Source organism: Mesorhizobium sp. W016 (assembly GCF_054719485.1).
This window is the reverse complement of sequence record NZ_JBTTIF010000002.1, coordinates 4,726,670-4,740,621: the sequence shown is the minus strand read 5'-3', so window position 1 is coordinate 4,740,621 and position 13,952 is coordinate 4,726,670. Positions and strand designations below refer to the sequence as shown.

Genomic DNA, 13,952 nt, shown 5'->3' with positions numbered 1-13,952 from the left:
CGCCCTTGTTTCGCCGGAAACGATTTGCTACACGCCGCGAGCCGGTTCGTTCCGGCTCCTACCACGGGCGGTCGTGGCGGAATTGGTAGACGCGCAGCGTTGAGGTCGCTGTGGGGCAACCCGTGGAAGTTCGAGTCTTCTCGACCGCACCAGTTATTTTTCGGCCATTTAATCGTTGCTACTTCAGGCTGTCGAGGCCGAATCATCGCTTTGGCGATTGAACCGGCCGCTGCAGAGTTGCAACAGGAGTTTGCAGAAACCGCAACGCGAACACGTTAGCTCGCGCCTGCCAGCCTCCTGCACCGGGTGGCGGGGCAGGGGACGGCTTTCTGGGCGACCTAAGCGGCGCGTCGTTGAGGGAAATGGAGACCCGGACGGGCTCGACGAGGGTCAACGGCCGTCACGACGGTGTGGTGGTGATCGCAATAGACGCGATCCGGCGACGTTGGCCCGGCACAAAAACGGTAGCCACCGGGTACCGAGCGGTCTTCGCTCACCGGGAAGCGGCACTGGTTGAGGCCTAGCTGAATGAGGGGGACGTCTCTAGACGCTGGTCTGATATTTTCATGCATGATGGTTTTCAGTTTCCTGGTTCATAGCCATTGCCGGCTGACGGCCGCGGTGCGACCCGCCGGAGCGAGCTTCTCTCGTTTTGGAGGGCTGTGGACCACATATGGTGCTGATCGCACCGTCAAAGAAGCCCGGCGCCCCGCTTCTGCAGCCAAATCGTTTGCGACTTAAGGCCACACCCGCGAGCGCCCGAAGCACCTGTCCGGCCGGGATTTGCCGGCGCGCCGTTGCATAGCCTCAGTCCGTCGCCGCCGATCGCTTGAAGACGATGGTGACCCTGGTTCCCTCGCCGGCACTCGACTTGACGTCGAATTGCGCCTTGGCATTTTCGGTCAGCGACCGCGCGATCAGGGAGCCGAGCTTGCCGGGCCTGGGCCAGGTCTCACCCGTCGGCAGACCGATCCCATCATCGGCGACAGTCACCCGGCAACCATCGCCGCTGACGACGCTGTGCAGCGTGATCGTGCCGCCGTCGCGCCCGACGAATGCATGTTTGAGAGCGTTGGTCAGCAACTCATTGACGACCAGGCCTGTCGGCATGGCAACGTTGATGGATACCGGATAGGTATCCACCTTAAGGTCGAGGCGGATACCTTCGACTGCGTGCGACGCCATGACGGCGGACGCGATCTGGCTAAGATACACACCAAGATCCACCTCATCCTTCTGCTGGTCAGCCGACAAGGTCTGGTAAAGGATTGCCAATGCGTCTACCCGGCCGGCAAGCCTTTCGAAACGCTTCTGGTCCGGTTCGGTGGCGTTGCGGGTTTCCATCCGGATCAAAGCGGTGATCATCTGCAGATTGTTTTTCACCCGATGCTGCAGTTCGCGCAACAGGGTGTCCTTCTCCCGGATTAGCTCTTCCGCGGGTCGCGCGTCCTCGGTCTCACCGTGTGCCGTGACGTCGACAAGCGCCACCAGCCGGAAGCAGAGCTTGCCGTTGTCGTCCTCGATAACGTTGGAATAAACGTCGACGATTGCCGGCTTGTCCTCGCCGCGCTCGAGGCGAAATGTGCCGACGAAATCGGTGTCTTCAACGACAGCCTCGGCGAGCGGCCTGTCCTTCTGCCGATGAAGCCCCCTGCCGGAAAGGGCCGCCCAGTTTTCCCGCGCAAGCTTCGGCGCCTTGAGGTCCGAGAGCTTCTCGAATTCGGGATTGGCGTAGACGACACGTTCCTTCGCGATCAATTCCGAGACGGCGATCGCGATCGGCATCTGGTCGAGAAATTTCTTGAACTGGTCGCTTTCCAGCGCGGTGGCGAGGTCAGGCGTATCGAGCAATTGCTCGACAGCCTCAGCCTTTTCGGAGTTTGTCATCTCGGGGGCCTGCGTGATGCGTGGAAGCCATCAATATCAGGCATGCAATTCACCCGCCATCTCCAATATCGAAGGGGATACGACAGCGTCACTACTGGTGCGGGCCGCGTCGCGCAGCGCTCCACCGCCTGCCGCTCACGAACGAATTGGACAGAAGGCATTTTTCTCAGGGCCGCCGAACTTTGAAAAGAAATGTCTATGGAATTTGTAGAATTACGCTTTGAATGGGATCTCGGTACTGCTCGCAAGCCTTGGCGGCCTTCGCCTCCTGAGCTGAGATCAGTGCTCTCGTTGCCAAGCAAGTCGGCTCCCGATGAGGGAGTTGCTCCGCCGATCGCTATGCGGCCGGCAGACGGCGGAGCATTGCCACCAGCCCGCGGCTTTAGAGGAAGAGGTTCCCATGACCAGACTTACCCCCGTAGAGCAGATCATCCCGGTTTCCGATATTGTCCCGCTTACCGGACGCGTCGGCGCAGAGATCAGGAACATTCGGCTCTCCGGCGACCTGCCACAGCAGACGGTCGCGGCGATCAACCAGATCCTGTTGCGGCACAAGGTGGTGTTCTTCCGCGACCAGGCGCATCTCGACGATGCCGGGCAGGAGCGCTTTGCCCAGCGTCTCGGCGACCTCGTCCCGCATCCGACCCAAGGTCCCGTCAAGGGAACGGCGTCCATTCTCGAACTCGATTCCAGCCGTGGCGGCGGTCGCGCCGACCAATGGCATACCGATGTCACCTTCGTCGACGCCTATCCGAAATTCTCCGTTCTTCGCGGCGTCGTCATACCGCCGGCCGGCGGCGACACCATCTGGTCGAACACCGCGGCCGCCTACCAGGACCTGCCCGAGCCGTTGAAGCTGCTGGCCGACAATCTCTGGGCGGTTCACAGCAACGCCTACGATTACGCCGCGGTGCGGCCGCGTGCGAGCGCCGCGGAAAAGAAGCACTTCGAGGAGGTCTTCACCTCAACGGTCTACGAGACCGAGCATCCGGTCGTCCGCGTCCACCCCGAAACAGGCGAGCGCTCGTTGTTGCTCGGCAATTTCGTGCAACGGCTGATCGGTCTGTCCAAGAGCGATTCAGCGCGGCTCTACGAGGTATTCCAGTCCTATGTCACCGCGCCCGAGAACACCGTACGCTGGCGCTGGAAAGCCGGCGATGTGGTGATCTGGGACAACCGGGCCACGCAACACTATGCCGTCAACGACTATGGCGATCAGCACCGGGTGGTGCGTCGCGCCACGGTCGATGGCGACATTCCAGTCAGCGTCGACGGCCGCCGCAGCGCCACCCGCACCAAGGTCGCGAAGCCGGCAGCCGACAAGGCGGCATGAGGCGCGGTCGAACGCGAAGGCCGCTGTTCAGGCGGCTTTCTTCATACGTGATAGTGTCTCTGCAACCACCTCACCAAACGACGACGGCGTCGGCACGATGATCACCCCGGCGTCCTTTAGAATCTCGACCTTCTCCTGCGCCGACTCGCCGAAGGCCGAGATGATGGCGCCGGCGTGGCCCATGCGGCGGCCTTTGGGGGCGGAGAGGCCGGCGATGTAGGCGATCAGCGGCTTCCTCATATTGTCGCGCGCCCAGATGGCCGCTTCGGCTTCCTGCGGTCCGCCGATCTCGCCGATCATCACCACGGCGTCGGTGTCGTCATCCTGTTCGAACAGTTTCAGCATGTCCTTGAAGGACGAGCCGTTGATCGGGTCGCCGCCGATGCCGACGCTGGTCGAGACGCCGATGCCGAGCGACTTCATCTGTGACGCCGCCTCGTAGCCCAGGGTTCCGGAGCGGCCGACGATGCCGACGCGGCCAGGCAGATAGATGCTGCCGGGCATGATGCCCATCAGCGCCTGTCCGGGCGTGATGACGCCGGCGCAGTTCGGGCCGATCAGCCGCATGCGGTCCTCGTAGCGGTAGCGCAGCATGTAGCGTTTGACCTGCATCATGTCCTGCGACGGGATGCCGTCGGTGATGCAGACGCAGAGTTTTATGCCGGCGTCGGCCGCTTCCATGATGGAATCGGCGGCAAAGGGCGGCGGCACGAAGACGATGCTGGCCTCGGCGCGGGTCTCGCGCACCGCGCCCTTGACCGTGTTGAAGACAGGCAGGCCGAGATGCTTCTGGCCGCCTTTGCCGGGGGTGACGCCGCCGACCAGCTTGGTGCCATAGCGTTTCATGTCGTCGGCATGGAAGCTGCCGATCTTGCCGGTGAACCCCTGGACGATGACGCGGGTGCTGCGGTTGAGCAGGATTGCCATTTTCTCGACCTCCCTAGAGCATGATGCCGAAAAGTGTGAAGCGGTTTTCGGACGACATCATGCTCCATCTGTTTGATTTTAGAGACGGATTCAGATTTCAGGTCGATTCGACCTGAAATCATCCGGCTCTAGGCTGCTTTTTTCTTGGTGGCCGCGCGCCAGGCAGCGACGGCTTTTTCGGCGGCTTCTGCAAGCGTGTCGGCAACGATTACCGCCTCGCCGGAATCGGCCAGGATGCGGCGGCCTTCCTCGGCCCTGGTGCCGGAGAGACGGACCACCAGCGGCACGTTGACGCCGACCTCGCGGATCGCCTTGATGACGCCTTCGGCGACCCAGTCGCAGCGGTTGATGCCGGCGAAGATGTTGACCAGGATGGTCTCGACATTCTTGTCGCCGAGCACGGCGCGGAAGGATTTCGCCACCCGCTCGGGCGAGGCGCCGCCACCGATGTCGAGGAAGTTGGCCGGTTCGCCGCCGGCGATCTTGATCATGTCCATGGTCGCCATGGCGAGCCCTGCGCCATTGATGATGCAGCCGATGTTGCCGTCGAGGCCGACATAGGAGAGGCCACGGTCGCTGGCAAAAGTTTCGCGCGGATCTTCCTGGCTTTTGTCGCGCAGCTCGGAGATTTCCGGCCGTCGGAACAGCGCGTTCTCGTCGAACGACATTTTGGCGTCGAGCGCGATCAGATTGCCGTCGCGGGTCACCACCAGCGGATTGATCTCCAGCATCGAGGCGTCGTAGTCGCGGAACACCCGGTAGCAGCTGAAGATGGTCTCGGTCGCCTTGCCGATCAGATTGTGGTCGAGGCCGAGGCCGAAGGCGATCTCGCGCGCCTGGAAACGCTGCATGCCGACACCGGGATCGACCGATGTGCGCAGGATAGAGTTCGGTGCCTTCTCGACGATGTCCTCGATCTCCATGCCGCCGGCGGCCGAGGCCACGATCATGACGCGCTCTTCCTTGCGGTCGAGAACGAAGCCGACATAGAGCTCCTGCGCGATATCGACGGCTTCCTCGAGATACAGGCGCGAAATCAGCTTGCCGCGCGGGCCGGTCTGCTGGGTCACCAGCTTGCGGCCGAGCATGGCTTCGGCAGCGTCGGAGATCTCCTCGTCATTGGCGCATAGCTTGATGCCGCCGGCCTTGCCGCGGGCGCCGGAATGCACCTGCGCCTTCAAGACCCATTTGGCGCCGCCGATCTCGCGCGCCCTGTAGGTTGCCTGCTCGGGGCTGTAGGCCAGCCCGCCGCGCGGCACATGCACGCCGTGGCGTGCCAGCAGTTCCTTGGCCTGATATTCGTGGATGTCCATTTTGTCCTCCCTGAACGGTCAATGCGCGGCGACACGCGGCTCGCTAGAGAATTGGCTGGCCCGTTCGATTGCCTCGTTGACCACCAAAACATTGCGCGCCATGCGTTCCGACGCTGCGTCGATCATCTTGCCGTCGAGTGCGGCTGCTCCCTTGCCCTGCGCCTCCGCCTCCTTCAGCACTTCGAGGACTCGCCTGGCGCGGGTGACCTCTTTTTCCGGTGGCGAGAAGACGTCGTTGGCTAGCGCGATCTGCGAGGGATGGATTGCCCATTTGCCTTCGATGCCAAGGGCGGCGGCGCGCCTGGCGCCGGCGATGTAGCCCTCCGGATCGGAGAAGTCGCCGAACGGTCCGTCAATGGCGCGCAAGCCATAGGCGCGGCAGGCGACGGTCATCCGCGACAGAGCGAAATGCCACTGATCGCCGGGATAGTCGGGGTTGAGGCCGCCGATGTTGACCGTGCGCGCCTTGCAGCTTGCCGCATAATCGGCGACGCCGAAATGCATGGCTTCCAGCCGGCCGGGTGTCGCGGCAATCGCCTCGACATTGGCCATGCCGAGCGCGGTCTCGATCAGCGCTTCGAGGCCGACGCGGGTCTTGAAACCTTTGGCCATTTCGATCTGGTTGACCATGGCCTCGACCATGTAGAGGTCGGCCGGCACGCCGACTTTCGGCACCAGGATCGTGTCCAGCCTGTCGCCTGCCTGTTCCATGACGTCGACCACGTCGCGATACATGTAATGGGTGTCGAGGCCGTTGATGCGCACCGAGACGGTCTTGCCCTTGGCGCGCCAGTCGATGTCGTTGAGCGCCTGGATGATGTTCTTGCGGGCGCGCTCCTTGTCGGGTGGGGCAACGGCGTCCTCGATGTCGAGGAAGATGAAGTCGGCGGCGCTGTTGGCGGCCTTGTCGATCATCTCCGGGCTGGAGCCCGGAACGGCCAGCTCGCTGCGCTGCAGCCGCAGTTTTTTCAGATGGTTGATGGTGTGGCTCATCGTCGGCTCCCCTCAAGCGGCTTCGGCGACCGGCACGGCGGCCGAGGCGCGGAAGTGCTGGATGGCGGCGCCGACGCCGGAGCCGGGCGCCAGCCGTACGCCGCAGTCGAGCAGCGCCATTTCGGCGGCCGAGAGCGAGGCCAGCACCATCACCTCGTTCAGCCAGCCGAGATGGCCGATGCGGAAGACCTTGCCGATCACCTTGTTGAGGCCGCCGCCGAGCGCGGTCTGGTATTTCTGGTAGGCGCGCTTGACCACATCGCCGCTGTCGACGCCGTCCGGCACCAGGATGGCGCTGACCGTATCGGAGTGCCATTTCGACGCCTTGGCGCAGAGCTTCAGGCCCCAGGCGTCGACCGCCTTGCGCACGCCTTCGGCGAGACGATGGTGGCGGGCGAAGATGTTTTCCAGCCCTTCCTCGGCGATCAGGTCGAGCGAGGCCCGCAGGCCGCGCAGCAGCTGTGTAGCCGGCGTATAAGGGAAGTAGCCGGCATCGTTGGCGCGGATCATGTCCTCGAAGGAGAAGAAGCAGCGGCGGTGCGTGGCGCTCCGCGAGGCCACCAGCGCCTTCTTGCTGACGGAGAGGAAACCGAGGCCGGCGGGCAGCATGAAACCCTTCTGCGAGCCGCTGACGGCGCAATCGACGCCCCATTCCTCCTGGCGGAAGTCGATCGAGCCGATCGACGAGACGCCGTCGACGAAGAGCAAAGCAGGGTGGTTGGCGTCGTCGAGCGCGGCGCGGCAGCCGGCGACGTCGCTGGTCACGCCGGTCGCCGTCTCGTTCTGCGTGCAGAAGATTGCCTTGATGCGATGCGCCTTGTCGTCGCTGAGCCGCTCGGCATAGAGCTCGAGCGGCACGCCGGTCCCCCAGTCGCAATCGATGACATCGACCTCGAAGCCGAGGCGCTCGGCCATGTCGACCCACAGATGCGAGAACTGTCCGAAGCGCGACATCAGCACGCGGTCACCGGGGCTGAGCACATTGGTCATCGCCGCTTCCCAGGCGCCGGTGCCGGAGGAGGGATAGATGAAGACGCGGCCGGTCTCGTTCTTGAACACCGTCTTGATGTCTTCGAACAGCGGTAGCGTGAGATCGGGGAAGGATGCTGCACGCATGTCTTCCATCGGCAGGTTCATCGCCTGCCGGACCTGTTCGGGGATGTTGGTCGGTCCGGGAATGAAAAGATGGGTGAAACCGGCCATGTCGCGAACTCCTCCTGATCCAGCAAAGCGGTGAGGGGAGTTTCGTCTCGACGGCTAAAGGCAACAACACCTCAAGGGGTAACATCTTGCCGCGCGCGGGTGGGGGTTGCCTACCCGGGTGACCTACCCGCGGCCAGTCGCTCGCCTACCCCAACGGCTGCTTCTGGGTACGCCTCTCCCGCGCGTAGAGCGCGACTGCCATCGCCCGGTTGCGGACGTCGAGCTTGTCGTAGAGATTCTTGAGGTGGTATTTCACCGTGTTCTCCGAAATCCCGGTGCGCGTCGCGATCTGCAGATTGGTCCAGCCGTCGGACAGCACCGCCAGCAGCTCGCGCTCGCGCACGGTGAGCAGCGACAAGGGTGTGTCGTTGACCTTGTTGATGTCGATGTAGGGGATGCAGATGCGGCCATGCGCGACGGCCAGGATGGTCTCGAAGATGATCGCCGGATCGTCGAACTGGAAGCAGTAGCCCTGGGCGCCGAGCCGCACGCACTGCTTCAGGATGCCGATGTCGTGGTCGTTGGAAAACACCGCGATGCGCACGCCCAGCTTGCGGCTGTGAACCTCGGCCAGCACATCGGCGCCGTCCATGTCGGAGAGCTTCCAGCCGATGACGGCGACGTCGAATTCCGCTTCGGCTGCCAATTCCAGAAAATGCCTGCCGCTTTGCACGCAGGCCCTGAGATCGAAGCGCCCGTCGCAGTCCAGCATGTCGCGCAGCGCCGATATGACGAGCGGATTGCGTTCGGCCACGACCACGCGCACGCGCCGTTCCTCGATTGCCTTCTGCGTCTGCGACCTGATCTTCAAGGGCTTCCGGCTGTTCTGGTTGTCGCCTGGGCGGGTCCGGCCTTTGCCTGGACCTGCATCATGACAATTCTGCCCCAACCGTGCTGGGGTGCTCTTTCCCCAGCGACATGTGCTGTCGCGCCGCCTGAATCCTGGGCGGCGTCATATCCTGATGAAATCGCTCTCTCCCCATATGCCGGGCGGGGCGCATTTCGTTTGATATTCCCGTGCGTTGCGCGCTAGACCTGACAGGCACCTTTTCCGAAATTCCCATGGCGGGAGCCGCTGGTGGAACGCCAGGACGACCACACGACCGGCGCCAAAGCCGCTGACGACGCCCACGCCGACATCTATGGCGAGGACGGCGCCGTCCTGTCATCATTCCTGGCCCAGATCGGGGCGGCGATCGCCGATCGCGATACGCTGACGCTGAAGCGCGAAGTCGACGACCTGCACCAGTCGGAACTTGGCGATCTGCTGGAGGCCCTGCACCCCGAACAGCGTCGCGCCCTTGTCGAACTGCTCGGCGCCGATTTCGACTTCTCGTCGCTGACCGAGGTCGACGAGGCGATCCGCCGCGATATCGTCGACAATATGCCCAATGAGCAAATTGCCCAGGGCATGCAGGACCTCGATTCCGACGACGCGGTCTACATTCTCGAAGACCTTGAAAAGGAAGACCAGGACGAGATCCTGTCGCAGTTGCCGTTCACCGAGCGGATCAGGCTGCGCCGCTCGCTCGACTACCCGGAAGAGACCGCCGGTCGCCGCATGCAGACCGAGTTTGTCGCCGTGCCGCCGTTCTGGACCATAGGACAGACCATCGACTACATGCGCGAAGACAAGAACCTGCCCGAGCGCTTCAGCCAGATCTTCGTCATCGATCCAAGCTTCAAGTTGCTCGGCGCCATCGACCTCGACCAGATCCTGCGCACCAAGCGCACGACCAAGGTCGGAGACGTGATGCACGAGACGAGGCACGCCATTCCGGCCACCATGGACCAGGAAGAGGCGGCGCGGGACTTCGAGCAATACGATCTTCTGTCCGCCGCCGTCGTCGACGAGAACGAGCGGCTGGTCGGCGTGCTGACCATCGACGACGTCGTCGACGTCATCCAGCAGGAGGCCGAGGAAGATCTGCTGCGCATGGGCGGCGTCGGCGACGAAGAGTTGTCCGACAGCATTCTTTCGACCTCGCGCTCGCGCGTTCCCTGGCTGCTGGTCAACCTGTTGACGGCGTTCCTGGCGGCGTCGGTGATCCGCCTGTTCGACCGCACCATCGAGCACATCGTGGCACTGGCCGTGCTGATGCCGATCGTGGCCGGCATGGGCGGCAATGCCGGTTCGCAGACCATGACCGTCACGGTACGCGCGCTGGCGACCAGGGATCTCGACATCTACAATGCCGGCCGCATCATCCGCCGCGAAATGGGCGTGGGTTCCATCAACGGCATCATCTTCGCCGTGCTGATCGGCATCGTCGCGGCCGTCTGGTTCCGCGATGCCAATCTGGGCGGCATCATAGCGGCGGCGATGATCATCAATATGTTCGTGGCAGCCCTTGCCGGTATCCTGATCCCGCTATTGCTCGACCGGTTCAAGATCGATCCGGCGGTGGCGTCGGCGGTTTTCGTCACCACCGTCACCGACGTCGTTGGCTTCTTTGCCTTCCTGGGGCTGGCCACCTGGTGGTTCGCTATCCCTTGAGAAAGAGGCGTTGCGGGCTCAATTGACTTTTACGTAAATGTGGTGCGAGGCTTGCGCGGGGTTTCATGCCGAGTCCGGCTTGGAACGGGGTTGATCGGAATGCGTTGGAAATCCCGGGCGACCGGGCGTTTTCCGATGTTCCGACATTTGGAGCAAAGATGCGGGAATATTATTCGATCACCGAACTGACCCGCGAATTCGACGTGTCGACGCGGACGCTGCGCTTCTACGAGGATGAGGGGCTGGTGCAACCGGTCCGGCGGGGCCGCACAAGGCTGTTTCGCCCATCTGACCGGCATCTGATCCGCCAGATCATGCGCGGGAAACGGCTCGGCTTCTCGATCAACGAGATCCGCGAAATCATCCAGATGTATAAGGAACCGCCCGGCGAGGTCGGTCAACTCAAGCTGATGATCAAGCGCATCGAGGAAAAGCGCGAGGATCTCAGGCAGAAGCGCCGCGATCTCGAGGAGACGCTGGCGGAGCTCGACCAGGCTGAGGAGTCTTGCGTCGAGCGGCTGGTGGAGCTGGGGGTTAATACCTGAGCGGACCGTCGAGCGTTTGCGCGCCCGTCGCAAACGTTCGCGATTAGCGGAGGCCTTCCACACTTCGTCATTCTAGGGCGAAGCAGGAGCGAAGCTCCGTCGCGGAGACCCTAGAATCCATTCCGTGACATCGGTCGTGGAGTGCAGCGGTAGCGAATTCTGGACCATAGCAACGCTCTGGAGTCGCGGCATGGATCCTCGGGTCTGTGCTGCGTCGCTACGCTCCTTGCTCCGCCCGTGGATGACGAAGAAACGGATGCGCCAGCTAATCGCCAAGGTATACACCCCTGCCACGCCGCCTCAGATCCAGCGCCTGACCCGCTTCGCATAGTCGCGGTACTTCTTGCCGAATTTGGCGAACAGCACCTTCTCCTCGCTCTCGATGGCGACCTTCTGCGTTGCAAATGCCGCGATCAAAGCCAGCGGCAGGAACCATACGATCCCCGAGACGAAGGCGACGCCGATCAAAAGCAGCGTGTTGGCCAGATACATCGGGTTGCGCGTCACGCCGAACGGGCCAGACGTCACCAGATGCTCCGGCAAGCCATTGGGGTTCATCGTCGTTTTGGCCCGGATCATGGCGCGGATAGCGGTGAACCAGAGGGCTGCGACGGCAAACAGCACCACAAAGCCGGCGGCAAACAAAAGGTCGCCCAAGAGGTCGCCGATCCAGGGCAGGGGATAGAACAGGCCGAGCACGATGCTGATGGCGATGGCGGCGATGTAGATCAGTGGCGGCCACGGGATCAGCCGTGGTCTCGATAGATCGGGTTTTGCCAGCCCGGGTTTTGTGAGCTTGTCGGTCATTGTTGCCCTCCCTGCGTCATCGGGCTCTCCTCCGTCCTGGCGGTGCAGATGCCGGCGAGTTCACCGAGATGCGCTTTGAACTCCGGGGTCTGGTCGCCATTGTAGAGCCGGTCGAATGCCGCTTCGCTTTGCAGCGTGTCCAGCATGCACACACAATAGCTGGTGCAGAACTCCGTGTCGCGCTGCTGTTCGCAAGATACCTGGCATTCCTTGAGGAAGATCACTTCCCTTGTTTCGACGGGCGCCGGCGCGATCTGCGAGAACAGCCAGACGCACCCGAACAGCAGCGGCTGGTGGATCAGGTAGAAAGCCAGGCTGTGGCGGCCGATGAAGGTGAGCGGCCTGGTCCAGCTTCCTGATCCCAGCGTGGCCAGCCGCGCCAGCAGGCCGGTGGTGGACGCAAACTTTGCCGCGGCGATGCCGAGAAGTACGGCGCCGAACCAGGGAAACAGCGGCACGTAATCGTTGGAGCGCGGGTTGATCGCCGACAGGCCGACCCACCACAGCGCCGGATGATCGAAGGCTTCGGATCGGAGATAGAGGGGGACTGCGATCACCAAAGCTGCCACGAAAAGCGTCAGCAAGGACGGCAGCCGCAAGAACAAAAGGCCGAGCAGGCTGGCCAGCGCGATCTCGTGCAGGATGCCGAAGAAGATGAAGCTGTCCGGCGTGATGAAGTACGTGACCGCCGATATAGCGGCGGCCGCGACGGCGACCATGGCAAAGCGTTTCCAGAAGCCGGTCCAGCGGATCTGCCTGCCATGCGCGAGAAACAGGCTGACGCCGACCAGGAACAGGAAGGTCGAGGCGATGCAGCGCGCATAGATCTTCCACCAGCCGACGGCGGTGAGGCCGGGATCGGTGTAGTGGAAATTTTCGAGATCCCAGGTGAAGTGGTAGCTCGCCATGGCGATCAGCGCGATGCCGCGTACGACATCGATGGCGACGATGCGCTTCGGTTGATCTCGCTTCAGTTGATCTCCAGGGGGTGCGGTATGGATGCTCATGGTCTCGCGATCTGATTCAGCCCCAAAGACGACTATCACGGTTGCACCGGACAAAAGAAGGCCGCCCTCTACGCTCCGGGTCGCGCCGTGCGGCTGCATCGGGCGGCGCTTTAGGCCAGAGCCGGAAAGCCTTTGGCCGAATTCGCTTTTTGCCGGGAAGGGGTCGGTTTCCTGTTACCGGCGGAGGAAGCGCCAGCGCAGATTTGACGCCGCGAGTCTGATTTGGGGATCAAATGTCCACCCATGTGCGCCATCCGATCTGGCTTCCGGCCCTGCGTCCGGCGGATGCCCGCACCTTTGCCTCGCTCTATGCGGTCGAATCCTTCGCCCGCGCCACGGTATCGAGCGTCATCCCGATCCAGGCTTATGAGATTCTGCACAACGAGCAGATCGTCTCGATCCTGTACACCATCGTGGCGCTGCTCGGCCTGTCGATGACCTTGTTCATGCCGATGTTGATCCGCAGGTTTGCCCGGCGCTGGGTCTATACCGCCGGCGCCTGCCTGCTGGCGATAGGCTCTCTGTTCTTCGTCACCCACACGCTTGCCGGGCAACTGACAGGCATGCTGTGCCGCGTCATGGGGGCGAGCGCCCTGTCGATCACGCTCAACCTCTACATCATGGACCACATCCGCAAGACCGATTTCATGCAGGCCGAATTGCTGCGCATGGCGTGGTCGATGCTGGCCTGGACCGGCGGGCCGACACTCGGCATCTTCCTCTACACACGCTACGGCATCTATGCCGCGCATGGCGCGGTCGCGGTGTTTGCGTTGGCCTTGCTGGCGCTGTTCTGGACCTACAGGCTGGGCGACAACCGGTCGATCCGGCCGGGCAAGACACGGCCGGCCAATCCGCTGGCCAATATCGGCCGCTTCGTAGCACAACCCAGGCTCAGGCTGGCCTGGCTGATCGCCTTCGGCCGCTCCTGCTTCTGGACGACGTTCTTCGTCTACGGGCCGCTGTTCATGGTGATTACCGGCGAGGGCAAGCTTGCCGGCGGCCTGCTGGTTTCGGCCGGCAATGCGCTGTTGTTCATGGCGATCTTCTGGGGCAAAGCGGGAAAACGCTTCGGCGGCCGGCGCACCATGACCTTCGCCTATTTCGCGATGTCGGCGACGCTGCTTGCGGCGGGCGCGGTCGGCACTACCGCGCCGCTGCTTACGGGCTTTTTCCTGCTCTGCGGCGCCTTCTTCACCATCGCGCTCGATGCACTGGGCTCGACCGCCTTCATGCGCTCGGTGCGGTCCTATGAGCGGGCGCAGATGGCCGCGGTCTACCGCACCTATCTCGACTTTTCCGAGCTGACGCCGCCGCTGGTCTATTCGGTGGTGCTGGCGTTTTTCGGCCTCGGCTCGGTGTTCGTGACGCTGGGCATTCTGGCCGCTGTTTGCGGCTTTATCACCTGGCGCTATCTGCCGAAGTCGCTTTAGTCGCCGA

Annotated in this window: 13 protein-coding genes and 1 tRNA gene; 5 read left to right on the top strand and 9 right to left on the bottom strand. The window is 62.9% G+C overall.

Going from position 1 to position 13,952, the window contains the following annotated elements; genetic code table 11:
• Window positions 1-67 precede the first annotated feature (67 nt).
• Window positions 68-152 (top strand) — tRNA-Leu (locus tag ACYG9V_RS23490).
• A 186-nt stretch (window positions 153-338) separates the two neighbouring features.
• Here the strand turns inward: ACYG9V_RS23490 and ACYG9V_RS23485 are convergent.
• Both ACYG9V_RS23485 and ACYG9V_RS23480 read right to left on the bottom strand, forming a co-directional pair.
• Entirely contained in the window at window positions 339-572 is a 234-nt protein-coding gene (locus ACYG9V_RS23485) for a GcrA family cell cycle regulator (RefSeq protein ID WP_081726779.1), read from the bottom strand.
• 235 nt (window positions 573-807) lie between these two features.
• On the bottom strand, window positions 808-1,887 hold the full coding sequence (locus ACYG9V_RS23480) for a sensor histidine kinase (RefSeq protein WP_460222019.1): 1,080 nt from the start codon (window positions 1,885-1,887) through the stop codon (window positions 808-810).
• Window positions 1,888-2,287: 400 nt separating this feature from the next.
• Here ACYG9V_RS23480 and ACYG9V_RS23475 point away from each other — a divergent pair, with 400 nt between their 5' ends.
• A complete protein-coding gene (locus ACYG9V_RS23475) occupies window positions 2,288-3,220 on the top strand; it encodes a TauD/TfdA dioxygenase family protein (protein WP_352765444.1) in 933 nt (310 codons plus the stop codon).
• A gap of 27 nt (window positions 3,221-3,247) precedes the next feature.
• Here the strand turns inward: ACYG9V_RS23475 and sucD are convergent, their stop codons facing one another.
• The 5 genes from sucD to ACYG9V_RS23450 form a co-directional block, all read right to left on the bottom strand.
• On the bottom strand, window positions 3,248-4,147 hold the full coding sequence (gene sucD / locus ACYG9V_RS23470; RefSeq protein ID WP_023827344.1) for a succinate--CoA ligase subunit alpha: 900 nt from the start codon (window positions 4,145-4,147) through the stop codon (window positions 3,248-3,250).
• Between the two features lie 128 nt (window positions 4,148-4,275).
• Window positions 4,276-5,460, bottom strand: coding sequence for a malate--CoA ligase subunit beta (locus tag ACYG9V_RS23465; protein ID WP_352765442.1), 1,185 nt, complete (start codon window positions 5,458-5,460; stop codon window positions 4,276-4,278).
• Window positions 5,461-5,478: 18 nt separating this feature from the next.
• Window positions 5,479-6,453 carry an HpcH/HpaI aldolase/citrate lyase family protein gene (locus ACYG9V_RS23460; RefSeq protein ID WP_352765440.1) on the bottom strand — a complete coding sequence of 325 codons (975 nt, stop codon included), beginning with the start codon at window positions 6,451-6,453 and terminating at the stop codon, window positions 5,479-5,481.
• Window positions 6,454-6,465: 12 nt separating this feature from the next.
• Window positions 6,466-7,656, bottom strand: a complete 1,191-nt coding sequence (locus ACYG9V_RS23455; protein ID WP_352765439.1) for an aminotransferase class V-fold PLP-dependent enzyme — start codon at window positions 7,654-7,656, stop codon at window positions 6,466-6,468.
• Between the two features lie 145 nt (window positions 7,657-7,801).
• Window positions 7,802-8,467 carry a response regulator transcription factor gene (locus tag ACYG9V_RS23450; protein WP_023690292.1) on the bottom strand — a complete coding sequence of 222 codons (666 nt, stop codon included), beginning with the start codon at window positions 8,465-8,467 and terminating at the stop codon, window positions 7,802-7,804.
• Window positions 8,468-8,734: 267 nt separating this feature from the next.
• Here ACYG9V_RS23450 and mgtE point away from each other — a divergent pair, with 267 nt between their 5' ends.
• Together mgtE and ACYG9V_RS23440 are read left to right on the top strand one after the other, a co-directional pair.
• The gene (mgtE, locus tag ACYG9V_RS23445; protein ID WP_352765437.1) at window positions 8,735-10,153 is read left to right on the top strand and encodes a magnesium transporter; all 1,419 of its coding nucleotides are present in this window, start codon (window positions 8,735-8,737) and stop codon (window positions 10,151-10,153) included.
• Between the two features lie 158 nt (window positions 10,154-10,311).
• Window positions 10,312-10,698: a MerR family transcriptional regulator gene (locus tag ACYG9V_RS23440; protein ID WP_006203215.1), complete on the top strand. Its 387-nt coding sequence runs from the start codon at window positions 10,312-10,314 to the stop codon at window positions 10,696-10,698.
• A gap of 300 nt (window positions 10,699-10,998) precedes the next feature.
• Here the strand turns inward: ACYG9V_RS23440 and ACYG9V_RS23435 are convergent, their stop codons facing one another.
• Together ACYG9V_RS23435 and ACYG9V_RS23430 are read right to left on the bottom strand one after the other, a co-directional pair.
• Window positions 10,999-11,505 carry a methyltransferase family protein gene (locus ACYG9V_RS23435; protein WP_352765436.1) on the bottom strand — a complete coding sequence of 169 codons (507 nt, stop codon included), beginning with the start codon at window positions 11,503-11,505 and terminating at the stop codon, window positions 10,999-11,001.
• The gene (locus tag ACYG9V_RS23430) at window positions 11,502-12,512 is read right to left on the bottom strand and encodes a DUF1624 domain-containing protein (RefSeq protein WP_023670788.1); all 1,011 of its coding nucleotides are present in this window, start codon (window positions 12,510-12,512) and stop codon (window positions 11,502-11,504) included. Before ACYG9V_RS23430 ends, ACYG9V_RS23435 begins: the two co-directional genes overlap by 4 nt.
• Before the next feature lie 233 nt (window positions 12,513-12,745).
• Here ACYG9V_RS23430 and ACYG9V_RS23425 point away from each other — a divergent pair, with 233 nt between their 5' ends.
• Entirely contained in the window at window positions 12,746-13,945 is a 1,200-nt protein-coding gene (locus ACYG9V_RS23425; RefSeq protein ID WP_460222018.1) for an MFS transporter, read from the top strand.
• Window positions 13,946-13,952: the final 7 nt, after the last annotated feature.